The following is a 24,343-nucleotide window of genomic DNA, read 5'->3' as shown; positions in this document are numbered from 1 at the left end:
GGGAGAGACTTCCATGGACACGCAGATGCTGATCGGCTCGAAGTTCGAAAGGGGCACCGAGACCGAGGAACCGATCCTCAATCCCAAGACCGGGGCGACCATTCTCAACCTGCCCGAAGCCAGCCCGGCGCAGATCGAGGCGGCGGTGCTTGCGGCCGAAAAAGCCTTCGTCACCTGGTCGCGCACCACGCCGGCGCAGCGCGCCGGCTATCTCCTGAAGATCGCCGATCGTATCGAGGCTGACGCGAAGGATTTCGCCGACCTCGAGGCGCTGAACTGCGGCAAGCCGATCAATGCCGTGCTCAATGACGAGACCCCGGCGATCGTCGACTGCTACCGCTTCTTTGCCGGAGCGGTCCGCTCGATGCCAGGTGTGGTCGCCGGCGAATATCTGCCCGGCCACACCTCGATGGTCCGGCGTGATGCCATCGGCATCGTCGCTTCCATCGCGCCGTGGAACTATCCGCTGATGATGATGGCGTGGAAGCTGGCGCCGGCCATCGCCGGCGGCAACACCGTCGTCTTCAAGCCGTCGGAGCAGACGCCGCTGACGGCGCTGAAGCTGGCTAAAATCCTTGCCGAGATCCTGCCGGAAGGCGTCGTCAATGTCGTGCTCGGCCGCGGCGACAGCGTCGGCAACACGCTGATAAACCATCCGAAGGTCAACATGATCTCGATCACCGGCGATGTCGCCACCGGCAAGAAGGTGCTGCAGGCCGCCGCCAAGTCGGTCAAGCGCACCCATCTCGAGCTCGGCGGCAAGGCGCCGGTCATCGTCTTCGACGACGCCGATCTCGGCGCGGTGGTCAACGGCCTGCGCGCCTTCGGCTACTACAATGCCGGCCAGGACTGCACCGCCGCCTGCCGCATCTATGCCGGCAAGAAGATCTACGACAAGCTCGTCGCCGACCTCTCCTCTGCCGTCTCGACCATCAAGTATAATCGTCCCGACGATACCGAGAACGAGATCGGGCCGCTGATCTCGCGCCGCCAGCGCGACCGCGTCTCGAGCTTCGTCGAGCGCGCCTCGGAGCTCAAGCACATCGAGATCACCACCGGTGGCAAGCCGGGCGAGGGCTCCGGCTTCTTCTATCAGCCGACCGTCGTCGCCGGTGCGCTGCAGGAAGACGAGATTGTGCGCCGCGAAGTGTTCGGTCCGGTGGTCTCGGTCACCCGCTTCTCCGAAGTCGACGAGGCCGTGAACTGGGCCAATGACAGCGACTACGGCCTGGCGTCATCGGTGTGGACCAAGGACGTTTCGCGCGCCATGGCGACGGCGGCCCGCCTGCAATATGGCTGCACCTGGATCAACACCCATTTCATGCTGACCAATGAGATGCCGCATGGCGGATTGAAACAGTCCGGCTACGGCAAGGACATGTCGCTCTACGCGCTGGAGGACTATACCGCCGTCCGCCACGTCATGGTTGCGCACGGGTAGGACCCGGACGCGGGAGAAGGCGGCCTGAAGGGCCGGAAGGGGCGGCGCGACTATTCTTGCGGCTCCTCCGCCTCCTCACCCGCCGCCGGCGCGATCAGAAGCACAGCGGCGCCGAGGATCGCGGCAATGAAAGAGCCGGCGAGGATGCCGACCTTGACCGCATCCTGCAGAGCGACGTCGCTGGCGAAGGCGAGCAGGCCGATGAACAGGCTCATGGTGAAGCCGATGCCGCAGAGCAGCGAAATGCCGATCATGTGCAGCCAGCCGGCATTGACCGGCAGATCGGCAAAGCCGAGCCGGATGGCGAGCGCGGAAGACCCGAACACGCCGACCAGCTTGCCGGCGACGAGACCCGCGGCGACGCCGAGCGTCAGCGGCTCGACCAGGGCGGCAGCGCTGAGACCGCTGAGCGAAACGCCGGCATTGGCAAAACCGAAGATCGGGATGACGAAAAAGGGTACGATTTTGTGCAGGCCGTGTTCGAGCCGGTGCAGCGGCGAATGGTCGAGATCGTGGCCGCTGCCCGGCGAGATCTTCAGCGGTATGGTGAGGGCCAGCGCGACGCCGGCGAGCGTGGCGTGGACCCCGGATTTCAGCACCAGCACCCACAGGACGACGCCGAGCACGATATAGGGCAGCAGCGTCAGCACCCGCATGCGGTTGAGCACCACCAGCAGCGCGATGACGGCGAAGGCGGCGCCGAGATAGGCGAGCGACAGCCCGCTGGTATAGAACACCGCGATGATGAGCACGGCGCCGAGATCGTCGATGATGGCGAGCGCGGTGAGGAATATCTTCAGCGAGCCCGGCACGCGGCTGCCGAGCAGCGACAGCACGCCGAGCGCAAAGGCGATATCGGTGGCGGTCGGGATCGCCCAGCCGGACAGAGCGGCCGGATTGTTGCGGTTGATGGCGACATAGACCAGTGCCGGAACCGCCATGCCGCCGGCGGCGGCGATGCCGGGCAGCACGCGGCGCGGCCAGGTGGAGAGCTGGCCGTCGAGCATCTCACGCTTGATCTCGAGGCCGACCAGCAGGAAGAACACCGCCATCAGGCCGTCATTGATCCAGTGCGAGACGCTGAGCGGTCCGAGATAGGCGTGAAGGGCGGAGAAATAAGCCTCGGCGAAAGGCGAATTGGCGACGATCAGGGCAAGTGCCGCTGCCGCCATCAGGATGAGGCCGCCGGCCGCCTCGCTGTCGAGGAATTCGCGAAGCATGGAGACCAGCCGCTTTTCGTCCTGCATGTTGTCTCCGTCCTGCGGCCGGCAGGGCCGGCGTCATTGCGCGATGATGCGCAAACACCGACAGCGGGGCAAGTCTGTTGTCGGACCCTTTAACGCGGCGCGCGCTTGGCGAGAATGCGTTGCAGCGTGCGGCGATGCATGTTCAGGCGGCGTGCGGTTTCCGAGACATTGCGGTCGCACATTTCGTAGACGCGCTGGATGTGCTCCCAGCGCACCCGGTCGGCCGACATCGGATTTTCGGGCGGCGCTGCGCGTTCGCCCGCCGTGCGGGTCAGGGCAGCAAAAATATCGTCGGCATCAGCCGGCTTCGACAGATAGTCGATGGCGCCGAGCTTTACCGCCGTCACCGCGGTGGCGATGTTGCCGTAGCCGGTGAGGATGATGGCGCGGGCGTCGTCGCGCTTCTCGCGAATGGCGGCAACGACGTCGAGGCCGTTGCCGTCGGTGAGCCGCATGTCGACCACCGCATAGGCCGGCGGATTGGCGCGCGCCTTGGCAACCGCCTCCTCGACACTCTCCGCCGTCTCGACCACAAAACCCCTGGTTTCCATGGCGCGGGCAAGCCGCGTCAGGAACGGCTTGTCGTCGTCGACGATCAGCAGCGAGGTGTCATCGCCTTCGACCATTGCGCCAATCGTTTCATCGCTACTCATCGTGCTGACAATCCTGCTGCCTGATTTTTACGCAGATATAGTTTCGCGACGCTATTGTCCAATTTACGCAGTATCGAACATGCTGGCCGAAGCCGATTCGGGGTTGAGAAAGACGCTGCGCGGCCACGATATCTGAACGATAGCCCCCTCGCCCGGCTCGCTCGAATTGCGAAAATCGAGCGTAGCGCCGGAGCGCTCGAGCAAGGTCTTGGCGATGAAAAGCCCGAGGCCGAGACCGCCGCCGGCTTCGGTGCCCTGGCGCGTCGACATATAGGGCTCGCCGATGCGGTCGATGATTTCCGGCGGAAAGCCCGGCCCGTCATCGATGATCGAGAAGCTTACAGCGGCCTCGCTCCAGCTCCAGCCCACCGTAACGCTCTTGCGGGCGAAGTCGACGGCGTTCTCGACCAGATTGCCGAGGCCGTAGATGACGCCGGGATTGCGCCGCCCCACCGGTTCGGGACCGATGCGCTGGCCAGGCCGAAGCTTGATCGAGATGCCGAAGTCGCGGTGCGGGGCCGTCACTTCCTCGACCAACGAGGTCAGCGGCAAGCGCGAGAGATGTGCCTCGCTCTCGGAGGACAGGCTGGTCAGGCGCTTCAGGATTTCACGGCAGCGTTCGCTCTGCGAGCGCAGCAGCTTCACGTCCTCGCCGTATTTGGGATCGGCGCCGAGCGCCTTCTCCATCTCCTTGGCGACAAGCGTGATGGTGGCGAGCGGCGTGCCGAGCTCGTGCGCGGCGGCCGCTGCGAGACCGTCGAGGGCCGAGAGATGCTGCTCGCGCTGCAGCACCAGTTCGGTGGCGGCGAGCGCGTTGGCGAGCAGGCGCGCTTCCTCGGCCACCCGGAAGGCATAGATCGCGGTGAAGGCAATGGAACAGAACACCGCCATCCACATGCCTGCGACATAGATGAACGGCATCGCCAGCGGCGCGTCCTCATGCCAGGGCAGCGGCAGGTGGTGGAAGACCAGCAGCGTCGCCGCCACCATGACAAGCGCGCCGAGGATGGCGGTCAGCCGCAGCGGCAGCGATGTCGCCGAGATGACGACGGGCACCGTCATCAGCAGTGAGAACGGATTGGTGAGGCCGCCGGTCATGTAGAGCAGGCCGGCAAGCTGCAGGCTGTCGAAGGTCAGGATGGCAAAGGCCGAGAACGGGGTAAGCCGATGCGCCGCCGGATAGCGGAAGGTCAGCAACAGGTTCATCCAGGCCGAACAGGCGATCAGCGCAAAACATATGCTGACCGGCAGCGGGAATTTTAGCCCATAGGCGACAACAAGGACGGTCAGGCTCTGGCCGACGATGGCAAGCCAGCGCAGCCTGATCAGCGTGTTGAGGCGCAGCCGCTGGCTTTGCTGGAAGTCGGGCGCGTGCAGAATGTTTATCATGGCCGGATTATAGAGCGGAAACCGCTGGAGGTCTTTTCCGAAAAACCGGGACCACTTTCCGCTGACGCGGACCTTCGGTTTGGGATCATGGTCTGGGAAGCATCAGGTACCACGTGGCTTGGCGCGGCTGGTGGCGGTGGCGAGAAGCGGGTTCTCCGGCCAGACATGCTTGGGATAACGGCCGCGCATGTCGGCCCGCACATCGGCCCAGGAGCCGCGCCAGAAGCCGGGCAGGTCGCGCGTCATCTGGATCGGCCGGTGCGCCGGCGACAGCAGTTCGAGCGTCAGCGGCACCTTGTCGTTGGCGATCGCGGGATGCCGGTCGAGGCCGAACAGCTCCTGGACGCGGATCGCCAGCACCGGCCATTCGCCGTCATAGATCGGCAACCGACTGCCCGACGGCGCGTCGAAATGGGTCGGCGCGAATGTGTCTATCTTGCGCTGCAATTCGTGCGGCACCAGCGTCATCAGGCCAGCTGAAAGCACGCCCGAGTCGATCCCCGCAAATGACGCCGCGCCGGAAAGGAACGGCAGGAGCCAGTCATCGAGGCGCTCGATGAGCGCGGCATCGGAGACATCGGGCCATGGCGCGCCGAGGCCGCGATGCAGCCAGCCGAGCCGCTGCCGCAATGTCTCCGCTTCCCTGCTCCACGGCAACAGCGACAACCCGTGTTCGCGCAAGGCGTCGAGAATGGCGCGATCCGCGTCGGCACCGCTCGGGGCCGGCAGCATGCGTTCGGACAGCGTGATGGCGCCAAGACGAACCGTTTCGCGCACCCGCACCGCACGCCTGTCGCGGTCGAAGCCTACGTCGCGGCGGGTCTCGATCTTTTCCGCGAGCGCGGATCGAATATCGGCCTCGTCGATTGCCGCCGCCGCGGTGATGCGGGCGTTCTGCGCCTTGCCCTGCAGGTCGGCGACGACGAGCCAGGTCTCGCCTGCCAGCGGATCGGCGGCGTCGAGCATGGCGCCCGAGCCATTGGCAAGCACGAAGCGGCCGCGCTCGCCGCGCGCCCTGGCAACGCGATCCGGCCAGGCATGGATGAGGAGAGCGCCGACGCTACCCTCCCCCTTGAGGGGGTCCGAAGGACGGACGAGACCCGTGGCTCGCGCCGGCACGTCGATCCGCGAAGCGGAGCGGCGTCGGGTCGGGTCGGGGACGCCATCGGCGACCCGTCTCCCTCGCGTCGGCTCGCTCGCCGACCCTCCACTCGAGGGAAAGGTTGAAGCCTGCTTTGCCAATCGCTCGGCAAGCTGCCGGGCGGCGGTGGCGCGCGGCGATCTTTCGGCGCGAAAGCGCATCAGCCGTCGTTCGAGGTCGGCGCCGTCGCCACCAAGGCCGCGCTCGGTCAATAGCACGGCGAGCATCGCCGCCTCGAGCGCCTGGCCGGTCCTTGTAGCCTCGGCGACCATGTGGGCGAGCCGCACCGGCAGAGCCAGCCTGCGCATCGCGGCACCTTGCTCCGTCAGGCGCCCTGCCGCATCGACGGCATCGAGCGCGCGCAGCAGCGCCCTTGCCTCGTTGAGCGCCGGGGCCGGCGGTGGGTCTAGGAAAGACAGGCTCGTCGGGTCGGCAACGCCGAAAGCCGCGCAATCGAGCGACAGGCCGGAAAGATCGGCTTCGAGGATTTCCGGCGGCGTGAAGGCTGGAAGTGCCGCCGTCTGCTCGGCTCGCCATAGCCGGATGGCGACACCCGGCTGCGTGCGCCCGGCACGGCCGGCGCGCTGGTCGGCGGAAGCGCGGGAAGCACGCACCGTCTCCAGCCGCGTCAGGCCGCTGGCCGGCTCGTAGCGCGGCAGCCGCGACAGGCCGGAATCGATGACGACGCGCACGCCGTCGATGGTGATGGAGGTTTCGGCGATCGACGTCGCCAGCACCACCTTGCGGCGGCCGGACGGCGCAGGCTTGATCGCCGCGTCCTGTGTCTTGTTGTCGAGCATGCCGTAGAGCGGCACGATGTCGGTGTCGGCACCGACCTTGCCGGCCAGCCGCTCGGCGGTGCGCTCGATCTCGCGCTGGCCGGGCAGGAAGGCAAGCACGCTGCCTTCCTCCCCGGCAAGCGCCGAGCGGATCGCCTTGGCCATGGCATCCTCGATGGCGATGCCGGCCTGCCGCTCGTCATAGCGAATGTCGACCGGGAAGGCCCGGCCTGCGCTCTCGATCACCGGCGCGCCGGAAAGCAATTTTGCGACGCGCGCGCCGTCGAGCGTCGCCGACATGACCAGCAGCCTGAGGTCGGGCCTCAGCGCACCCTGCACGTCGAGTGCCAGCGCCAGCCCGAAATCGCCATCGAGCGACCGCTCGTGGAACTCGTCGAACAGTACCGCCGAGACACCGGGCAGTTCGGGGTCGTCAAGGATCATGCGAGACAACACGCCTTCGGTGACGACGAGGACCCTGGTCTTGGCAGAAGCGCGGTTTTCCATGCGCATGGCATAGCCGACCGTTCCGCCCGGCTCCTCGCCGATGAGCTCGGCCATACGGCGGGCGGCAGCGCGAGCGGCGAGCCGGCGCGGCTCAAGCAGGATGATCTTTCCAGCGCCGAGCCATCCAGCGTCGAGCAGCGCCAGCGGAACCAGCGTCGTCTTGCCGGCGCCGGGCGGCGCCACCAGCACGGCGCTGTTGCCTTGGCCGAGCACTTCTTTGAGGGCCGGCAGGACAGTGGAGACCGGCAGGTCCGGCAAAGGTTTTGTGGTCATTGTCCTAGGATGTGTACCAGGTGGCAGCGATCGCATATCAGCGGTGCTGGTCGCCCCGCAACGTTGGCGCCAGCTCAAAGCCGGGTCCGCGAAAAAGGGTTCCAGCGCACCGTACCAAGCCGCACCTCCTCGCGCACCATCGTCAGCAGGCCGGAACCGCCGACCACGGCGAGCCCGACCAGCGACAGAAAATCGGGATATTCTCTGAAGAACACGGCGCCCAGGACCACCGCCCAGACGATCTGCGAATAATGCGTCGGCGCGATGCGGTTGGCCGGTGCGTATTTGACCGCCAGGAGATGCAGCAGCTGGCCGCCGGCGGTAAACGCGCCGGCCAGCACCAGCCAAGCCCATTGCCTTCCATCCGGCAGCGAGAACGCGGTAGCCGCCGCACCGACGCCGTTGAAGAGCAGGCCGTAGCCGATCAGCACGCCGAGCATCGTCGTGCGCTTCTCCTGCGCGGCGAGCGAACGCATCAGGATGACATTGGCGGCGGCCAGGAAGGCGATGATGAACGCAGCCAGATGACCGAGATGCAATTCGCGAAACCCCGGCCTGACAACCAGCATGACGCCGGCAAAGCCGGCGACCACCGCCAGCCACCGCCATGGGCCGACCTTCTCCTTGAGGACCAGCGTGGCCAGAATGGTGACGAACAGTGGCGCCAGGAAGATCAGCGCATAGACTTCCGCCAGCGGGATGGTGGTGAAGGCGTAGACGCTGAGCACGCCCGATGCGATGCCGGCCAAGGCGCGGGCCTGCACCGCCCAGGGCCGGTTGGTCCGCCAGAAATCACGCCAGCGCTCTCCAGTCGGCCTGGCAAAGAGCAGAAAGCAGCCGGCAAACAATGTCGAGAAGAAGCCGATCTCGAAGACGTTGAACTGCCCGCCCAGGCTTTTGACAACGGCGTCGCTGCACGAATAGCTTGCATATGCGATGAGGGCGAGCAGAATTCCGTTGGGCACGTTTTTCCATTTCCGGGAGAGATGAGAGTGAAGATATTGGCGCTTGGCGCGCATCCGGACGACATCGAGATCTTCATGTTCGGTACGATGGCCGCCTATGCCGCGCAAGGCGCAGAGCTCTTTTTTGCCATAGCCACCGACGGCGCCAGGGGCGGCTATGGCGATCCGGCTGCGCTGGCCCGCACGCGCCGCAAGGAGGCGACTGCGGCGGCCGGTCTGCTTGGCGTGACGCCGCGCTTCCTCGACTTTCCGGACGGCGCGCTGGTGGCGGATGCCGCGCTAATCGGGGCGCTGAAGGCACTGATCGGCGACATAGGGCCGGATCTGGCGATCACCCACGCGCCAAATGACTATCATGGCGACCACCGCACGCTGTCGGACGGCTTGCGCATCGCTGCGTCATTTTCGGTCCCGGTACTGCATGCCGACACGCTCGGCGGCACCGGGTTTTTGCCGACGCATTACGTCGACATCTCCCGGCATTTCGATCTCAAGGCGGAAGCGATCCGGGCGCACCAGTCGCAGGACCCCGAACGTTTCGTCGACACGGCACGCACACAGAACGCCTTTCGCGCGGGCCAGTGCAACGGTGCGTCCGGCGCCTTCGCCGAGGCCTTCCGCTTCGAGCCGGTTTTCCCCTTCGCCGACATCCGCGCCCTGCTGCCGCCGCCCCCGGTGATCCGTCCGGTGACGGTCAGCGACAAGATGGTCAAATGAGCCGGCACCCCGCGCGCCAAACAACCTGACAGAAGCCGCCTTTCCTGAACCAGCGCCCGGAGCCGACGCGCCATGCTGCGGTGCAGCGACGAATTCGCTTGCCTTGTTTAGTAAAAATTGCATCACTAAACAAATTACTAAACATCCGGCGCGTTGCCCCGCCGTTGTGTTTGGGCCCCCGAGGAGGGGTTAGCGGGCTCTTGAAACCGTCATCCGGACGCGTTTCGCAAATGGGAGGAAGGCATGAAATCGACCTTGAAACTGGCGTTGGGACTGGCCTCGACACTCTTTGCGTCGACAGCCGTTTCGAACGTCGCGCAGGCAGAAGATCTGACGCTTTGCTGGGCAGCCTGGGACCCGGCCAACGCGCTTGTGGAATTGTCCAAGGACTTCACCAAGGAGACCGGCATCGGCATGAAGTTCGAGTTCGTGCCGTGGACCAACTATGCCGACCGCTTTCTCAACGAGCTGAACTCGCACGGCAAGCTGTGCGACCTGATCATCGGCGACAGCCAGTGGATCGGCGGCGCTGCCGAGAACGGCCACTACGTCAAGCTGAACGACTTCTTCGACAAGGAGAAGATCAGCATGGACGATTTCGTGCCGGCGACCGTCGTCGGCTACTCGGAATGGCCGAAGAATTCGCCGAATTACTGGGCGCTGCCGGCCATGGGCGACGTCGTCGGCTGGACCTATCGCAAGGACTGGTTCTCCAAGCCTGAGCTACAGAAGGAATTCAAAGAGAAATACGGTTGGGATCTCGGCCCTCCGACGACCTTCGACCAGCTGAAGCAGATTGCCGAATTCTTCCAGAAGCGCGAGATCGACGGCAAGACCGTCTATGGCGCCTCGATCTATACCGAGCGGGGCTCCGAAGGCATCACCATGGGCGCCATGGACGTGCTCTACAGCTTCGGCTTCCAGTACGAGAACCCGAAAAAGCCCTACGAGATGGAAGGCTTCGTCAACTCCGAGAAATCGGTGAAGGGGCTGGAGTTCTACAAGGCGCTCTATGATTGCTGCACCCCTCCGGGCGCTTCGAACAGCTACATGGGTGAAGGCGTCGATGCCTTCAAATCCGGCCAGGTGGCGATGCATATGAACTTCGCCTTCACCTGGCCAGGCTTGCAGAAGGACGAGAATGTCGGCGGCGACAAGATCGGCTACTTCGTCAATCCCAAGGGTCCGGACGGCGACCAGTTCGCCCAGCTCGGCGGCCAGGGCATCTCGGTGGTCTCCTATTCCGACAAGCAGGAAGCCGCGCTCAAATACATCAAATGGTTCGCCAACAAGGACGTGCAGTCCAAATGGTGGTCGCTCGGCGGCTATTCCTGCCTGAATGCAGTCGTCAAGGACCCGGGCTTCCCGGCCAGCCAGCCCTACGCGCAGACCTTCCTCGACTCTATGGCCATCGTGAAGGACTTCTGGGCCGAGCCAAGCTATGCCCCGCTGTTGCAGGCATCGCAGAAGCGCTTCCACGACTATGTCGTTGCCGGCCAGGGCTCGGCCAAGGACGCGCTCGACGGCCTGGTCAAGGACTGGACCGAGGTGTTCCAGGACGACGGCAAAATGTAACCGGCTCCTCCCGAGCCCATGACCGAACCGTCCCGTGCCGCCCTTGGCACGGGACACAGTTCAGATAAATTCCATTGTCGAGACGATCGAAGTGACCGAAGCAGGACTGACCATGCTCAATCGGACTGCGGACAGCGTTGCCCGGGCTACGCCCGAGCCGTTGGCCCGCAAGGTCCGGGGCATCAGCGACAAGGGCCTCGCCTGGCTGTTCATCTCGCCGACGATCCTGTTGCTTTTAGCCATCAACATCTTCCCGCTGTTCTGGGCAATCTATCTGTCCTTCACCAATTTTCGCGCCAATCGTCCCAATGAGGTGGTGAAGAACCTCGGGCTGGCCAACTACAAGCGCATCCTCGCCGACCAGGATATCTGGATCGCCATGCAGACGACGGCGCATTTCGTGTTCTGGACCATCCTGCTGCAGACGCTGATCGGCTTTACGCTGGCCTGGCTGATCGACCGCAAGTTCCGCGGCCACGCGTTCTGGACGACCATCATCTTGGTGCCGATGATGCTATCGCCGGCGGTGGTCGGCAATTTCTGGCGCTTTCTCTACGAGCCGCAGATCGGGCTGTTCGCCTATGCCGTCTCGTTCGTCACCGGCATTCCGGCAACCGAGATCAGCATGCTCTCCAACGTGTCGCTCGCGCCATGGTCGATCATCATCGTCGATACCTGGATGTGGACGCCTTACGTGATGCTGATCTGCCTCGCCGGCCTGCGCTCGATCCCCGAATACATCTATGAGGCGGCCGAGGTCGACCGCGCCTCCAATTGGCGGCAGTTCTGGTCGATCACCCTGCCGATGGCGCTGCCCTTCATCATGCTGGCGGTGCTGTTTCGCGGCATCGAGAACTTCAAGATGTTTGACATGGTCAATCTGCTCACCGGCGGCGGGCCGGGATCGACCACCGAAGTGGCCTCGATCACGCTGAAGCGGCAGGCCTTCGAAAGCTGGCGGACGGGCTATTCCTCGGCCTTCGCTATCATCCTGTTCGTCGCGGTGTTCGGCCTTGCCAACATCTACGTCAAAGCGCTCAACAAGGTGAAGCAGAGATGAGCCTGACGTCAGCCCATTCTGTCGTAGCACCCTCGGCCACGTCGAAGCGCGTCGCCGGCACGATCATCGTGCTTTATGCGCTGATCTCGATCGTGCCCCTGCTGTGGATCTTCGCCACCAGCTTCAAGACGCCACCGGATTCGATCGCCTATCCACCAAAGATCCTGTTCCAGCCTAGCCTCGAAGGCTACTGCAACCTGTTCACGACGCGGACCAGGCAAACGCCGGAATACATCAACTCGCTGGGGCCGGCGACGGGCCTGTGCGACGAGACGGTGCGCAAGCGCAACATGGTGATCGCCGGCCCGTCGAACTTCATGCCGCGCTTCCTCAATTCGCTGATCATCGCCTTCGGCTCAACCTTCTGCGCGGTGTTCCTCGGCACGCTGTCGGCCTATGGTTTTTCGCGCTTCAAGGTGCCGCTTGCCGACGACCTTTTGTTCTTCATCCTGTCGACGCGCATGATGCCGCCGATCGCGGTCGCAATCCCGATCTACCTGATGTATCGCGAGCTTGGCCTGTCGGACACGGCGCTCGGCATGATCCTGCTCTATACGGCGGTCAACGTGTCGCTGGCAGTCTGGCTGTTGAAAGGCTTCATCGACGAGATCCCGCGCGAATATGAAGAGGCGGCGATGATCGACGGCTACACCAGGCTGCAGGCGTTCTGGCGCACCGTGCTGCCGCAGGCGACCACCGGCATTGCCGCGACCGCCATCTTCTGCCTGATCTTTGCCTGGAACGAATATGCCTTCGCCGCGCTGCTGACCTCGGGCACGGCGCAGACCGCGCCACCCTTCATCCCGACCATCATCGGCGAAGGCGGCCAGGACTGGCCGGCGGTCGCGGCCGGCACGACGATCTTCCTGGTGCCGATCCTGGTCTTCACCATCCTGCTTCGCAAGCAATTGCTGCGCGGCATCACCTTCGGCGCGGTACGCAAATGAGCCTGACCGCAAAACGCAAATCGCGCTGGCCTGTCTGGGCCAGGCGCGGGCTGATGGAAAACGTGGCCACGGCGATCATCGCCATCGGCTTCCTGATGCTGTTCCAACCCTTCGCGCTGGCGCTTTACACCTATTCCTTCATCACCATGCTGGCCGGCACGGCGATGTTCATCATCGTCTCGAAATTTCCGGAGTAGACGATGGCCGAGATCAGGGTTGAACATCTGAGGAAGGCATTCGGCGATTTCGTCGCCGTGCAGGATTCCAACTTCGTCGTCGAGGACGGCGAGTTCTTCGTAATGCTGGGCCCATCGGGCTGCGGCAAGACGACGACGTTGCGCATGATCGCCGGGCTCGAACTGCCGACCGGCGGCAAGATCCTGCTTGGCGGCGAAGACGTCACTATGCGGCGCGCCCGCGAGCGCGACATCGCCTTCGTATTCCAGCTGTTTGCGCTCTATCCGCACATGAATGTGAGGAAGAACATCGGTTTTCCGCTGCTGGCGCAAGGCATGCCGCGCGCCGAAATCCGGACCCGGGTGGGAGAGACGGCGAAGCTTTTGCGGATTGACCATCTGCTCAACAAATCCGTCTCCGGCCTTGCCGGCGGCGATCGCCAGCGCGTGGCACTCGGCCGCGCCATCGTGCGGCGGCCAAAATGCTTCCTGATGGACGAGCCGCTCGGCACGCTCGACACCGAATTCCGCGACCTGATGGTCCATGAGCTGCGCGAGCTGCACAACCGCATCCACGCGACCACCGTCTATGTCACGCATGACCAAATGGAAGCGATGTCGATGGCCGACAAGATCGCGGTGATGAACCATGGCGTCATCGAGCAGTTCGGCACGCCGCGTGAGATCTACGACCGGCCGGCAACGATGTTCGTCGCCGACTTCATCGGCTCGCCGCCGATGAATTTCCTCGGCTTCGGCGGCGGGCTTTCAAAGGGCGCCAAGGAGATCGTGGTGCAGGGCGCCAAGGTGGCTGTGCCGGAGGTGCGCGAGGATATCGCTCCGGCCGAGATGGCGCTTGGCATCCGGCCGGAGCACATCCGCTTCGATGATACTTCGAAGCTGCGTGGCGCCATTTATGGCACGGAATATCTCGGCACCACGCAGATCGTGGCGGTGGAGACGGCGGACGGCATCATCAAGGCCAGGGTGCCAGCCGAAATCCGGCTTAATCCGGGCGATCATGTCGGCTTGGCGCTGAGCAGCGCGCGGCTGTCGCTGTTCGAACAAGGATCCGGCCGTGCGGTGCGCACCGAAATCCATGACGCGGCCTCTCAGGGAAGAGCGCATCATGGCTGACGTTCACATCAAAGGCGTGACCAAGGCTTTTGGCGAGCATATCGCCGTCGACAATCTCGACCTGCATATTGCCGACGGGGAATTCGTCGTGCTGCTCGGGCCGACCGGCGCCGGCAAGACGACGACGCTCAGGCTGATCGCCGGGCTGGAGCGGCCGGAGGCGGGCTCGATCCATATTGCCGGGCACGACACGACGACGCTGTCGCCGGCCGAGCGCGACACCGCTTTCGTCTTCCAGCAATATTCGCTCTATCCGCATCTGTCGGTCTACGACAATCTCGCCTTTCCGCTGCGCTCGCCGGCGCGGAAAATGCCGGAGGACCAGATCCGCCGCCGCGTCGAGGACGTGGCCAAGATGGTGCGTATCCACCACAAGCTCTCCAATCGCTCGACCAAACTCTCCGGCGGCGAGATGCAGCGCGTCGCCATCGGCCGCGCGCTGGTGCGCAAACCTTCGATCTACCTAATGGACGAGCCGCTGTCGTCGCTCGACGCCAAGCTGCGTGCCGATCTCAGGCTCGAGCTGAAGCGCATCCAGGCCGAGCTCGGCGCCACAATGCTTTACGTCACGCACGACCAGATCGAAGCGATGACCATGGCCGACCGCATCGGCATCCTCGCCGACGGCGTGCTGGTGCAGATCGGTTCGCCGCGCACGATCTATTCTGAGCCGGCAAACCTTCATGTCGCTGCCAGGCTCGGCCAGCCGGCAATCAATTTGTTGCCGGTCGGGCTGCTGCCGGATGCGGGCGCGCCGGCGGGAACGGAGACCATCGGAGCGCGCACCGAACATCTCTCGATCGCGAAGGCCGCGAACGGCCATGCCGACGGTGTCGTCGACTGGGTCGAGCATCTCGGCGACCAGAACCATCTGCACGTGACGGTGGGGACCAGGAAGCTGGTGACGCTGACCGACCCCGACACCGATCTGGCGCAGGGCGACAAGATCATGATCCGCTATCGCTCGCCGCTGTATTTCGGCGCCGACGGGCGAAGGCTGACGTGAGCGGTTTTTCCTAGCATGCTTGCAATTCTGACTGACGATTTCGGGCACAGAACTGGACGAATTCGATGAAGCATTTTTTCAATCGCAGGGACACGATCGTCACCGAAGCCCTGGACGGTTTTCTCGGCACGATCGGCGCCGGTGATCTCGCTCGCCTCGACGGCTATCCCGAGATCAAAGTCGTTCTCCGTGCGGACTGGGACAAGAGCAGAGTGAGCATCGTCTCCGGCGGCGGGACCGGGCACGAACCCGCCCATGCCGGCTTTGTCGGCATGGGCATGCTGACGGCGGCGGTATTAGGCGAGATCTTTGCTTCGCCGAGCGTGGAAGCGGTGTTGGCGGCGATCCGCGCCGTGACCGGTCCCGCCGGGTGCCTGCTGATCGTCAAGAACTACACGGGCGATCGCCTCAACTTCGGGCTGGCCGCCGAGAAGGCGCGCGCCGAAGGCTTTCGCGTCGAGATGGTGATTGTCGCCGACGACATCGCCCTCCCGGACATTGCCCAGCCGCGCGGCGTTGCCGGCACCTTGCTCGTGCACAAGATCGCCGGCCATCTGTCGGAAGCAGGCATTGATCTGGCGGCGGTCGCAGCGGCGGCGCGGGCCGCGGCGGCGGATATCGTTTCCCTCGGCATATCGCTGTCATCCTGCTCGATCCCCGGTCAGAGCCATGAAGAAAGATTTGGCGCCGACGACGCCGAACTCGGCCTCGGCATTCATGGCGAACCGGGCGTTGAGCGGATTGCGGTGCAAAGTGCCGAAAGACTGGTCGCGATCATGTCGGAGCGCCTTGCCGCGCGGCTCGATCCCGCCAGCGACTACGCCTTGCTGATCAACAATCTCGGTTCGGTGCCACCGCTGGAAATGTTGCTTGTCGCCAATGCGGTGTTGGCTTCACCGCTGGCACGAAAGGTGACGCTGACGATCGGGCCCGGGCAGCTTATGACGGCGCTCAACATGAACGGTTTTTCCCTGTCGCTGATCCGGCTCGATGCGCCGCGCGAAGCGGCGTTGCGAGCGCCGGTCGGGCCTCACGCCTGGATGCCGGCAAGAGCCGTTCGCCCAGTGAGCATCGTCCCGGTGGCCAAAGCCGCCGGCCCGGGCAACGCGTCGAAAGCCAGCCAGGATGCGCGCAGCGAGCGGCTGATCATCGCGATCTGCGAACGGCTGATCTCGCTTGAAGGCACGTTGAACGGACTGGACGCCAAGGCGGGAGACGGCGACACTGGATCGACGGTGGCGGCCGGTGCGCGCAGCGTGCTTAGCCGCCTTGAGACACTGCCGCTCGCCGACCCTGCCGCAACCCTCGCCACCGTGGGCGACATCCTGAGCGCCAGCATGGGCGGCTCCAGCGGCGTGCTGCTGTCGATCTTCTTCACCGCCGCCGCGCAGGCGTTGGCGTCCGGCGCGACTCTTACCAAGGCGTTGCTCGCCGGCCTCGATCGGATGTCCTTCTATGGCGGAGCGAGGGTCGGCGATCGCACGATGATCGATGCCCTGGAACCCGCTTTGAAGGCGCTGGATAGCGGCAGTCTGGAGGACGCGGCGGTCGCGGCGCGAAGCGGCGCCGAGGCCACCGCTGCCATGCGCAAGGCCAAGGCTGGGCGGTCCGTCTATATCGGCAGTCATCTCGACGGCGTGGTCGACCCCGGCGCCTTTGCCGTCGCCGAGGTCTTCACTGCCCTCGCCGCGTTGCTAGAAACCGCCTGACGGAGCGGAGGATGCTTCAATTGCCGGATACGCAATTTTCTCGTACTGCCGTCAGCGCAGGGGCCAGGAGCATGGGTGACATGGCGGCAGCGGATCTTTCCAGGCTGATCAAGGCGGCGGCAAACACGATCGCCGCCCATGCCGAAGAGCTGACCAGGCTCGACCAGGCGATCGGCGACGGCGACCATGGGCTCAACATGAAACGCGGCTTCGAGGCAGTGCGGGCCGAGGCCGACGCGTTCGCGGCAAAGCCGTTGCCCGAGGCGCTGAAGGCGATCGGCACCAAACTGGTGATGACGGTCGGCGGAGCTTCCGGGCCCTTGTTCGGCACGCTGTTCATGGCGCTCGGCAAGGAGATTTCCGCCGTGCCGAATCGCGCCAATCTGGCCGCAGCCTTCGGCAAGGCAATCGAAGCGGTGGCCGCCAGAGGCAAGTCGCAGGCCGGGCAAAAGACCATGCTCGACGTGCTGCAGCCGGTGCATGAAGCCCTGCTGCGGGGAAAGACAGCAGGGGAAATCGTCGATATTGCTGACAATGCAGCCGAGGCGACCGTGCCGATGAAGGCCTTGCGCGGACGCGCCTCCTTCCTTGGCGACCGTTCGATCGGCCATATGGATGCCGGAGCACGCTCGACCGCACTTCTGGTGCGGGCCGTCGCCGAAGCAATCGAGGGGCGCGCATGAGCAATGTCGGCATCGTCATCGTATCGCATTCGCCGCTGGTCGCCGAAGGCACCGCAGACATGGTGCGGCAGATGGTCGGCGACGAAGTGCCGCTTGCATGGTGCGGCGGAAACGGCCATGGCGGGCTGGGAACCAATGTCGAGGCGATCATAGGCGCCATCGACAAGGCCTGGTCGGAGGCGGGTGTCGCAATCCTCGTCGACCTCGGCGGCGCCGAGACCAATAGCGAGATGGCGGTCGAAATGATCGGCGAACCACGCGCCCAGAAGATCATCGTCTGCAATGCGCCGATCGTCGAAGGCGCGGTGATGGCGGCGACCGAGGCTTCCGGCGGCGCCTCGCTCAGGGAAGTGGTGGCGACGGCGCACGAATTGTCGCCGTCGTGAACGAACGGGAATTTTGACAGCATGTCCGCAGCAGCCGAAGCCAGCGTCCTGATCACCCATGAGGTTGGACTGCATGCGCGCCCCTCGGTGAAATTCACCAAGCTTGCCAAGACGTTTTCGGCCGAGGTCGAAGTGGCGGTCGCCGCCAACGGGCCGTGGTTCGACGCCAAGAGCATCGTCAAGGTGATGGCAGCGAAGGCGCCGAAAGGTACTGTCCTGCATATCAGGGCCAAGGGCGACGGCGCCGGCGAGGCGGTCGGCGCGCTGGTCGAGCTGGTGCGGCGCGATTTCGACGAAGGCAAGGACCATGCCCGAACCGCTTAGGCTGCAGGGCATTTCGGCATCGGCCGGCTATGCCGAGGGGCCGCTGTTCGACCTGGATCAGGCTGCTGTGCGTTATGTCCGCAAGGCGAGTGCCGCGGACGAGAAGGCGGCGCTTGAGACCGCCATCGGCATTGCCGCAGGCCGGCTCGCCGCATTGATCGAAACCAGTGACGGCGAGGCGTCCGAGATCCTCGAATTCCAGCTCGCCATGCTGGAGGACGACGCGCTGACCGGTCCGGCCTTTTCGCACATTGCCGAGAGCACAGCCGCTGATAGGGCCTGGCGGCAAGCACTCGACGCCGAGATAGCCGGCTACGAAACATCCGATGAGGACTATTTCCGGGCTCGCGCCGCCGACATGCGCGATATACGCGACCAGGTGCTGCGCGCGCTGACCGGGGGCGGCGACATTGCCGCCCCGGCGGGTGCAATCTTCTACGGCGAGGATATCGCACCGACGCGCTTCCTCGAAACCGACTGGAGTGCCGGCGGCGGCATAGCGCTTAAAGCCGGAAGTGTCGCAAGCCATGTCGCCATGCTGGCGCGATCGCGCGGCGTACCCATGGTAGTGGGTCTTGGGCCGGCCGGGTTCGGTGCTTCGCCGGCTCACCTTGCCGAAATCGCGCTGCTCGACGCTGAGCATGGCGGCATTGTGTTGGCGCCGTCGAAAGCGGAGATCGATGCATTCCGGCGATCATCGTCGTCGTTCGCGGCGCATCGCGACAAAGCGGCAGCCTATCTGACGCGGCCGGCAGCAACGAAGACCGGCGTAGCGGTCCGGGTGCAGGTCAACATCGCCGATCCATCCGATGTCGACAGCATTGATGTCGCGACTTGCGACGGTGTCGGGCTGATGCGGACCGAATTCCTGTTCGGCAAGACGCTGCCGGACGAGGAGACGCAATATCGCGCCTACCGCAAGGTGCTGGAATGGGCAGGCGACAGACCCGTGACCATCCGCACAGTCGATGCGGGCGGCGACAAGCCTGTGCCGGGCCTCACCGTCGAGGAAACCAATCCCTTCCTCGGCCTGCGAGGGATCAGGCTGTCGCTGGCGCGTCCGGAGGTCTTTCGCGTGCAGATCCGCGCCTTGCTACGCGCCGCCGTGCACGGCAATCTGAAGGTGATGTTCCCGATGATCGCCGTCCCGGAAGAGTATGAGCGCGCCGCGACGCTGTTCGCGGAAGAGCAGGCCGGCCTTTCCGCACGCGGTATCGAGCAAAGGATGCCGCCGCTTGGTATCATGGTCGAGGTGCCTTCGGTGGCTATTGCGCCGGAGGCATTCGCCAGGGCCGCTTTCTTCTCGATCGGATCGAACGATTTGACCCAATATGTGATGGCCGCCGCTCGTGACAATGCGTCGGTCGCGCATCTGAATTCCGTCAGGCACCGTGCCGTTCTCCGGCTGATCGCCTCGGTTGCCGGCTTCGGCCGCGAGCACAAGATCCCGGTCAGCCTGTGTGGCGATGCCGGCGGCGACCCAGCCTCGATCCCGGCGCTGCTCGAAGCCGGCCTGCGTGATCTCTCCGTCGCTCCCGCCCAACTCGCCATGGCCAAGGCGGCCATCGCGGACATGTCGATCTAGGCGCCGGCATGGCAGACAAGGCGTCTCAATCCGGCCCCGAAGAGGCGATCCGCGCCTACAAGACAATCCTGTCGCAGGTGATCGACCAGCGCCCGTCCGGCATGCGCCAGCGCCTCGCCGACGCGCTGGGCAAGCATCGCAGTTTCGTCACGCAGATTTCCAGCCCGGCCTATTCGACGCCGATCCCGTCGAAGCATTTGCCGGCTATCTTCTCTGTCTGCCATTTCAGCCCGGCCGAACGCGATCATTTTCTTGCCGCCTACCATCTGGCGCATCCGGGAAGGATGTCGGTGGCGTCAGGCATGCGCAAGACACGGCATGTCTCGCTAATCGTTCCCGATTTCGGCGACGACAAGCAGAACGCGGCGCTCGACCGGGCGGTCAATGATTTCATCCAGAAGATCACCAGCATTGCCGGCAGGGGCAGCTGACGCTGGGCTATTTCGGGAGGACAGCCATGAAGAAATTTCTGAATTCGGTCGATACGGTGCTGACCGAGAGCCTCGACGGCTTCGTTGCCGCGCATGCCGATATCCTGGCGCTTGGCGACGAACACAAATTCGTCCGCCGCAAGCTGCTCAAGTCGGGCAAGGTGGCGCTGATCTCCGGCGGCGGCTCGGGTCACGAGCCGCTGCATGGCGGGTTCGTCGGACATGGCATGCTGGATGCCGCCTGCCCCGGCCAGGTGTTCACCTCGCCGACGCCGGACCAGATGATGGCGGCGGCTGAAGTCGTCAACACGGGCGCCGGCTGCCTGTTCATCGTCAAGAACTACGAGGGCGACGTGATGAATTTCGACATGGCCGCTGAAATCTCGGAGGGCGTCATGCAAATCGTGACCAATGACGATGTCGCGGTCGAAAACTCGTCCTACACCACCGGCCGGCGCGGCGTCGCCGGCACGCTGGTGGTGGAAAAGATTGTCGGCGCCGCGGCCGAGCAAGGCATGGCACTGGAGCCGTTGAAGGCGCTCGGCGAGCGCGTCAACGGCGCGACGCGCTCGATGGGCGTGGCGCTGACCAGCTGCACCGTGCCGGCGGCGGGCAAGCCGACCTTCGACATCGGCGACGGCGAGATGGAGTTCGGCGTCGGCATCCATGGCGAACCGGGAAGGCGGCGCGACACGTTGAAGAGCGCTGACGCCATCGCCGAGGAGATCTGCACCGCGATCCTCGGCGATCTGGGCGACAGCGCCAGGGGTCAGGCACTGCTCTTCGTCAACGGCTTCGGCGGCACGCCGCTGATGGAGCTCTATCTGATGTACAACAGCGCCCGCAAAATCTTCGAGAAGCACGGCGTGACGGTGGCCCGTTCGCTGGTCGGCTCCTATGTCACTTCACTCGACATGGCCGGCTGTTCGATCACGCTGAGCATGCTCGACGATGAGGCCGCTGCATTGTGGGATGCACCAGTGCATACGGCCGCGCTGCGTTGGGGTATGTAGCGCCATGGCGGGGATATCTCAGAAATAGTCGGTGACAAGATCGACATCGGCAACGCCGCGCATCGTCAGACAGTTGCCCTCCTCACCCAAGGTAAGATAAGGAATCGGCGGGGTTTGGGGAGTTGCGCATGCGTTACAATTGGGATCGGGCGCCGACGGGGTTCGAGCGTCATGGGAAGATGTTTGCAGCCGCCTTGCTGATCGCCGGCGGTGTCGGACTTATGCTCGCTGCGCTGCCGCTTTAGGCGGGCAACTCGGGTACAGGACTGTTCAGCGCGCCGTTTTCAACGCGTCCGCCCGGTCACGGCGATGAAACGGCGGTCACGCCCTTCAAATCCCTGGCTGAAGCGCTGCACGAGCACGACAAGCACGCCTGGTTTGCCGTCAGGGGTGAAGGCGTAGGATTCCGACAGGCTGTAGGACGTCGGGCAATTCCTCGGACCGGGTACGGCCTTGTCCTCGTGCAGCACCTTGATCGGCTTACCGTCCTGATCCTGCAGCGTCAGGCGGAAACCGAGCGCCTTGCCGGTCGTCTCGCCTTGCTGCGCCCCGTCGAAACTCGCTGAACAATCCGCCGTGCTGTCGGCAAGGATCTGGTCGAGCTGGAAGGTCGAGATGCCAAGCTCGTCATGGGTCGGCGAAAGCCATTTCTGCGAGACCTGCTCGAGACGCGCAATGTCGTTGTAGTCGACCATGTCGTCTGGAAAGGTGAACTTGTCGAAGGCAGTCCGCTCGCCGCGCGGCGCTATGGCATATTTGGCCAGCAAGGGCGCCGCCTGCTCGGCGGCCTGTGCCCTCGCCTGCGCAAGCGTCAGCGTCGCATCCTCCATCTCGTCGACGATGAGGATCGGCTTGCCGCCGACGAACTCATCGGTGCGGGTGTCGATGATTTCGATCTCCGACCAGCCCGAATCCGAAGCACCGGCGTCGAGCGTGCCGTATTGCTCGAAGGCGAAATAGTTGCCGTCGGGCGAAAAGCCGATGATGCGCCGTGCCGCCGCATCGCCGGCCTGAGCAGCTGAAGCAATCATCAGGGCCAGCGTCGCAACGACAGCAAATCCAAGCTCGTATCGCAGTTTCATCGCGCCCTGCCCCCAATGTCGAAAATTCGGCCGATATCAGCCCGTAGACCACGAGGACCCCTGCACTTGCCGTCAAACTAGAACGACGGCAAACGAAAAGCACAAATACATGGTTACAGAAAGCAGCATACGCTATTTCAACGGCAGCAAACATTTCTGGGGAGGAAGCTGGATGGCGTCACGCTACCACGAGGTCTATGACGGCTGGAAACGCGACCCGGAAAAATTCTGGGCCGATACAGCGAGCGCAATCGACTGGTTCTCGCCCTTTGAGACCGTTTTCGATGCCAATGCCGGCGTCTATGGCCGGTGGTTCAATGGTGCCTCATGCAACACCTGCTTCAATGCCGTCGACCGCCATGTGGCGGGCGGCCGTGCCGACCAGATGGCGTTGATACATGACAGCGCGATTTCCGGGACCATCAGGAAATTCACCTATGCCGAGTTGAAGCGCGAGGTGGTTGCGCTTACCTCGGTGCTCAAGAATCGCGGCATTCAAAAGGGCGATCGCGTCATCATCTACATGCCGATGGTGCCGGAAGCAGCCTTCGCGATGCTCGCCTGCGCTCGCATCGGCGCCGTGCATTCGGTGGTCTTCGGCGGCTTTGCGTCGCATGAGCTCGCCACCCGCATCGACGATGCCAAGCCGAAGCTGATCATCTCCGCGTCCTGCGGCCTGGAGCCAGGGCGCGTCGTTGCCTATAAGCCGCTGCTCGACAAGGCGATCGAGATGTCGCGGCACAAGCCCGAAACCTGCCTCATCCTGCAACGCGACCAGCTGCGCTGCGAGCTCAGGGAAAATCACGATATCGACTATGCCGACGCCGTGGCGCGCGAGCGGGCCGCCGGCGCCAATGTCGACTGTGTTCCGGTGCTTGCCACCGATCCGCTTTACATCATCTACACGTCGGGCACGACCGGCCAGCCGAAGGGCATCGTGCGCGACAATGGCGGCCATATGGTCGCGCTGAAATGGTCGATGGAAAACGAGTTCGGCGTCAAGCCGGGCGAAGTGTTCTGGGCGGCTTCCGATGTCGGCTGGGTGGTCGGCCATTCCTACATCGTCTACGGCCCGCTGCTGCATGGCTGCACGACCATCCTGTTCGAGGGCAAGCCGGTCGGCACGCCCGATGCCGGCACCTATTGGCGGGTGATCGCCGAGCACGCTGTCGTAGCGCTGTTCACCGCGCCAACCGCCTTCCGCGCCATCAAGGGACAAGACCCAAGGGGCGAATTCCTCCCGAAATACGACCTGTCGAGGTTCCGCACTTTGTTCCTTGCCGGCGAGCGCGCCGATCCGGAAACCATCAAATGGGCGGAGCAGAAGCTGAACGTGCCGGTAGTCGATCATTGGTGGCAGACCGAGACCGGCTCGCCGATGACCATCAACCCCGCCGGACTGGGCCTGCTGCCGGTCAAATACGGCTCGCCCGGCGTGCCGATGCCCGGCTACGACATCCGCGTGCTCGACGATGAAGGCCATGAGGTGAAGCGCGGCGCGCTCGGCAATGTCGTGGTCAGATTGCCGTTGCCCCCCGGCTGCCTGCCGACGCTGTGGAACGCCGACGAGCGGTTTCGCCAAGCCTATCTCGAGGAATTCCCCGGCTTCTACAAGACCGCGGATGCCGGCATGATGGACGAGGACGGCTATCTCTATGTCATGGCTCGCACCGACGACATCATCAATGTCGCCGGCCACCGGCTATCGACCGGCGCCATGGAGGAGGTTCTGGCCGCGCATCCCGACGTCGCCGAATGCGCCGTCGTCGGCATTGCCGATGCTATGAAAGGCCAGGTTCCGCTCGGCTTCGTCGTGCTGAATGCCGGCGTCGACCGCGACGCCGGCATGATCGAAAACGAGGTGGTCGCCTTGGTGCGCGAACGGATCGGTCCGGTCGCCGCCTTCAAGACGGTGGTGACGATCAATCGCCTGCCGAAGACACGCTCCGGCAAGATCCTGCGCGGCACCATGCAGAAGATCGCCGACAAGGAGGAATGGACCATGCCGGCAACGATCGACGATCCGGCCATCCTCGACGAGATCACCGCCGCACTGAAGGGCCGCGGTATCGGCCTGTAAGGACTCAAACCCGACGGCGCAAATCATCCGCGGCCGG

At 64.3% G+C, this 24,343-nt stretch carries 22 protein-coding genes; 16 read left to right on the top strand and 6 right to left on the bottom strand.

The window, feature by feature from the left end; translation table 11 throughout:
- The first annotated feature begins 13 nt into the window (after positions 1-13).
- Positions 14-1,441 carry a gamma-aminobutyraldehyde dehydrogenase gene (locus tag NKJ08_RS11620; RefSeq protein WP_352522603.1) on the top strand — a complete coding sequence of 476 codons (1,428 nt, stop codon included), beginning with the start codon at positions 14-16 and terminating at the stop codon, positions 1,439-1,441.
- A gap of 50 nt (positions 1,442-1,491) precedes the next feature.
- Here the strand turns inward: NKJ08_RS11620 and nhaA are convergent, their stop codons facing one another.
- The 5 genes from nhaA to NKJ08_RS11595 all read right to left on the bottom strand — a co-directional run bounded on the left by nhaA (position 1,492) and on the right by NKJ08_RS11595 (position 8,395).
- A complete protein-coding gene (gene nhaA, locus NKJ08_RS11615) occupies positions 1,492-2,688 on the bottom strand; it encodes a Na+/H+ antiporter NhaA (protein ID WP_352781800.1) in 1,197 nt (398 codons plus the stop codon).
- 89 nt (positions 2,689-2,777) lie between these two features.
- Positions 2,778-3,341 carry an ActR/PrrA/RegA family redox response regulator transcription factor gene (locus NKJ08_RS11610; protein WP_352781799.1) on the bottom strand — a complete coding sequence of 188 codons (564 nt, stop codon included), beginning with the start codon at positions 3,339-3,341 and terminating at the stop codon, positions 2,778-2,780.
- Positions 3,342-3,404: 63 nt separating this feature from the next.
- On the bottom strand, positions 3,405-4,730 hold the full coding sequence (locus NKJ08_RS11605; protein ID WP_352522600.1) for an ActS/PrrB/RegB family redox-sensitive histidine kinase: 1,326 nt from the start codon (positions 4,728-4,730) through the stop codon (positions 3,405-3,407).
- Positions 4,731-4,832: 102 nt separating this feature from the next.
- Positions 4,833-7,430: an ATP-dependent helicase HrpB gene (gene hrpB, locus NKJ08_RS11600; RefSeq protein ID WP_352781798.1), complete on the bottom strand. Its 2,598-nt coding sequence runs from the start codon at positions 7,428-7,430 to the stop codon at positions 4,833-4,835.
- A gap of 74 nt (positions 7,431-7,504) precedes the next feature.
- On the bottom strand, positions 7,505-8,395 hold the full coding sequence (locus tag NKJ08_RS11595) for a DMT family transporter (protein WP_352522598.1): 891 nt from the start codon (positions 8,393-8,395) through the stop codon (positions 7,505-7,507).
- Between the two features lie 27 nt (positions 8,396-8,422).
- On the opposite strand from NKJ08_RS11595, the gene NKJ08_RS11590 reads away from it, so the two are divergent.
- From NKJ08_RS11590 to dhaK, 14 genes are all read left to right on the top strand, one after another.
- Positions 8,423-9,112, top strand: coding sequence for a PIG-L deacetylase family protein (locus NKJ08_RS11590; protein WP_352781797.1), 690 nt, complete (start codon positions 8,423-8,425; stop codon positions 9,110-9,112).
- Between the two features lie 243 nt (positions 9,113-9,355).
- On the top strand, positions 9,356-10,687 hold the full coding sequence (locus tag NKJ08_RS11585) for an ABC transporter substrate-binding protein (protein ID WP_352781796.1): 1,332 nt from the start codon (positions 9,356-9,358) through the stop codon (positions 10,685-10,687).
- Between the two features lie 112 nt (positions 10,688-10,799).
- Positions 10,800-11,747 (top strand): carbohydrate ABC transporter permease, encoded by a 948-nt coding sequence (locus NKJ08_RS11580; RefSeq protein WP_031211681.1) that lies wholly within the window; start codon positions 10,800-10,802, stop codon positions 11,745-11,747.
- Positions 11,744-12,694, top strand: coding sequence for a carbohydrate ABC transporter permease (locus tag NKJ08_RS11575; RefSeq protein WP_352522595.1), 951 nt, complete (start codon positions 11,744-11,746; stop codon positions 12,692-12,694). The genes NKJ08_RS11580 and NKJ08_RS11575 overlap by 4 nt, the downstream gene beginning before the upstream one ends.
- Positions 12,691-12,891 carry a hypothetical protein gene (locus NKJ08_RS11570; protein ID WP_352522594.1) on the top strand — a complete coding sequence of 67 codons (201 nt, stop codon included), beginning with the start codon at positions 12,691-12,693 and terminating at the stop codon, positions 12,889-12,891. Before NKJ08_RS11575 ends, NKJ08_RS11570 begins: the two co-directional genes overlap by 4 nt.
- A gap of 3 nt (positions 12,892-12,894) precedes the next feature.
- Positions 12,895-14,007 (top strand): ABC transporter ATP-binding protein, encoded by a 1,113-nt coding sequence (locus NKJ08_RS11565; protein WP_352781795.1) that lies wholly within the window; start codon positions 12,895-12,897, stop codon positions 14,005-14,007.
- A complete protein-coding gene (locus NKJ08_RS11560) occupies positions 14,000-15,013 on the top strand; it encodes an ABC transporter ATP-binding protein (RefSeq protein WP_352781794.1) in 1,014 nt (337 codons plus the stop codon). The genes NKJ08_RS11565 and NKJ08_RS11560 overlap by 8 nt, the downstream gene beginning before the upstream one ends.
- Before the next feature lie 65 nt (positions 15,014-15,078).
- Positions 15,079-16,722: a dihydroxyacetone kinase subunit DhaK gene (locus NKJ08_RS11555; RefSeq protein ID WP_352781793.1), complete on the top strand. Its 1,644-nt coding sequence runs from the start codon at positions 15,079-15,081 to the stop codon at positions 16,720-16,722.
- Positions 16,723-16,802: 80 nt separating this feature from the next.
- Complete coding sequence (dhaL, locus tag NKJ08_RS11550; protein WP_352522590.1) at positions 16,803-17,405, top strand: dihydroxyacetone kinase subunit DhaL; 603 nt, start codon at positions 16,803-16,805, stop codon at positions 17,403-17,405.
- Positions 17,402-17,791 carry a dihydroxyacetone kinase phosphoryl donor subunit DhaM gene (gene dhaM, locus NKJ08_RS11545; RefSeq protein ID WP_352522589.1) on the top strand — a complete coding sequence of 130 codons (390 nt, stop codon included), beginning with the start codon at positions 17,402-17,404 and terminating at the stop codon, positions 17,789-17,791. Before dhaL ends, dhaM begins: the two co-directional genes overlap by 4 nt.
- Before the next feature lie 21 nt (positions 17,792-17,812).
- Positions 17,813-18,115, top strand: coding sequence for an HPr family phosphocarrier protein (locus tag NKJ08_RS11540; RefSeq protein WP_352522588.1), 303 nt, complete (start codon positions 17,813-17,815; stop codon positions 18,113-18,115).
- Positions 18,099-19,700, top strand: coding sequence for a phosphoenolpyruvate--protein phosphotransferase (ptsP, locus tag NKJ08_RS11535; RefSeq protein ID WP_352522587.1), 1,602 nt, complete (start codon positions 18,099-18,101; stop codon positions 19,698-19,700). Before NKJ08_RS11540 ends, ptsP begins: the two co-directional genes overlap by 17 nt.
- Before the next feature lie 8 nt (positions 19,701-19,708).
- On the top strand, positions 19,709-20,131 hold the full coding sequence (locus tag NKJ08_RS11530) for a hypothetical protein (protein WP_352522586.1): 423 nt from the start codon (positions 19,709-19,711) through the stop codon (positions 20,129-20,131).
- Between the two features lie 26 nt (positions 20,132-20,157).
- Positions 20,158-21,144: a dihydroxyacetone kinase subunit DhaK gene (dhaK, locus tag NKJ08_RS11525; RefSeq protein ID WP_352522585.1), complete on the top strand. Its 987-nt coding sequence runs from the start codon at positions 20,158-20,160 to the stop codon at positions 21,142-21,144.
- A 284-nt stretch (positions 21,145-21,428) separates the two neighbouring features.
- Here the strand turns inward: dhaK and NKJ08_RS11520 are convergent, their stop codons facing one another.
- Positions 21,429-22,226 (bottom strand): DUF2259 domain-containing protein, encoded by a 798-nt coding sequence (locus tag NKJ08_RS11520; RefSeq protein WP_352522584.1) that lies wholly within the window; start codon positions 22,224-22,226, stop codon positions 21,429-21,431.
- A 172-nt stretch (positions 22,227-22,398) separates the two neighbouring features.
- Between NKJ08_RS11520 and NKJ08_RS11515 the strand changes: the two genes are divergently transcribed.
- Entirely contained in the window at positions 22,399-24,306 is a 1,908-nt protein-coding gene (locus NKJ08_RS11515; protein ID WP_352781792.1) for a propionyl-CoA synthetase, read from the top strand.
- The last annotated feature ends 37 nt before the right edge of the window (positions 24,307-24,343 follow it).

Source organism: Mesorhizobium sp. M0244, from assembly GCF_040321795.1.
Lineage (GTDB): Bacteria > Pseudomonadota > Alphaproteobacteria > Rhizobiales > Rhizobiaceae > Mesorhizobium.
This window is presented reverse-complemented; position numbering and strand designations above follow the sequence as displayed.

Excerpts from the sequence above, each read along its gene's own strand:
- NKJ08_RS11620 (WP_352522603.1), top strand. The coding sequence starts at position 14 with ATGGACACGCAGATGCTGATCGGCTCGAAGTTCGAAAGGGGCACCGAG.
- nhaA (WP_352781800.1), bottom strand. The coding sequence starts at position 2,688 with ATGCAGGACGAAAAGCGGCTGGTCTCCATGCTTCGCGAATTCCTCGAC.
- NKJ08_RS11610 (WP_352781799.1), bottom strand. The coding sequence starts at position 3,341 with ATGAGTAGCGATGAAACGATTGGCGCAATGGTCGAAGGCGATGACACC.
- NKJ08_RS11605 (WP_352522600.1), bottom strand. The coding sequence starts at position 4,730 with ATGATAAACATTCTGCACGCGCCCGACTTCCAGCAAAGCCAGCGGCTG.
- hrpB (WP_352781798.1), bottom strand. The coding sequence starts at position 7,430 with ATGACCACAAAACCTTTGCCGGACCTGCCGGTCTCCACTGTCCTGCCG.
- NKJ08_RS11585 (WP_352781796.1), top strand. The coding sequence starts at position 9,356 with ATGAAATCGACCTTGAAACTGGCGTTGGGACTGGCCTCGACACTCTTT.
- NKJ08_RS11580 (WP_031211681.1), top strand. The coding sequence starts at position 10,800 with ATGCTCAATCGGACTGCGGACAGCGTTGCCCGGGCTACGCCCGAGCCG.
- NKJ08_RS11575 (WP_352522595.1), top strand. The coding sequence starts at position 11,744 with ATGAGCCTGACGTCAGCCCATTCTGTCGTAGCACCCTCGGCCACGTCG.
- NKJ08_RS11570 (WP_352522594.1), top strand. The coding sequence starts at position 12,691 with ATGAGCCTGACCGCAAAACGCAAATCGCGCTGGCCTGTCTGGGCCAGG.
- NKJ08_RS11565 (WP_352781795.1), top strand. The coding sequence starts at position 12,895 with ATGGCCGAGATCAGGGTTGAACATCTGAGGAAGGCATTCGGCGATTTC.
- NKJ08_RS11560 (WP_352781794.1), top strand. The coding sequence starts at position 14,000 with ATGGCTGACGTTCACATCAAAGGCGTGACCAAGGCTTTTGGCGAGCAT.
- NKJ08_RS11555 (WP_352781793.1), top strand. The coding sequence starts at position 15,079 with ATGAAGCATTTTTTCAATCGCAGGGACACGATCGTCACCGAAGCCCTG.
- dhaL (WP_352522590.1), top strand. The coding sequence starts at position 16,803 with ATGGCGGCAGCGGATCTTTCCAGGCTGATCAAGGCGGCGGCAAACACG.
- dhaM (WP_352522589.1), top strand. The coding sequence starts at position 17,402 with ATGAGCAATGTCGGCATCGTCATCGTATCGCATTCGCCGCTGGTCGCC.
- NKJ08_RS11540 (WP_352522588.1), top strand. The coding sequence starts at position 17,813 with ATGTCCGCAGCAGCCGAAGCCAGCGTCCTGATCACCCATGAGGTTGGA.
- ptsP (WP_352522587.1), top strand. The coding sequence starts at position 18,099 with ATGCCCGAACCGCTTAGGCTGCAGGGCATTTCGGCATCGGCCGGCTAT.
- NKJ08_RS11530 (WP_352522586.1), top strand. The coding sequence starts at position 19,709 with ATGGCAGACAAGGCGTCTCAATCCGGCCCCGAAGAGGCGATCCGCGCC.
- dhaK (WP_352522585.1), top strand. The coding sequence starts at position 20,158 with ATGAAGAAATTTCTGAATTCGGTCGATACGGTGCTGACCGAGAGCCTC.
- NKJ08_RS11520 (WP_352522584.1), bottom strand. The coding sequence starts at position 22,226 with ATGAAACTGCGATACGAGCTTGGATTTGCTGTCGTTGCGACGCTGGCC.
- NKJ08_RS11515 (WP_352781792.1), top strand. The coding sequence starts at position 22,399 with ATGGCGTCACGCTACCACGAGGTCTATGACGGCTGGAAACGCGACCCG.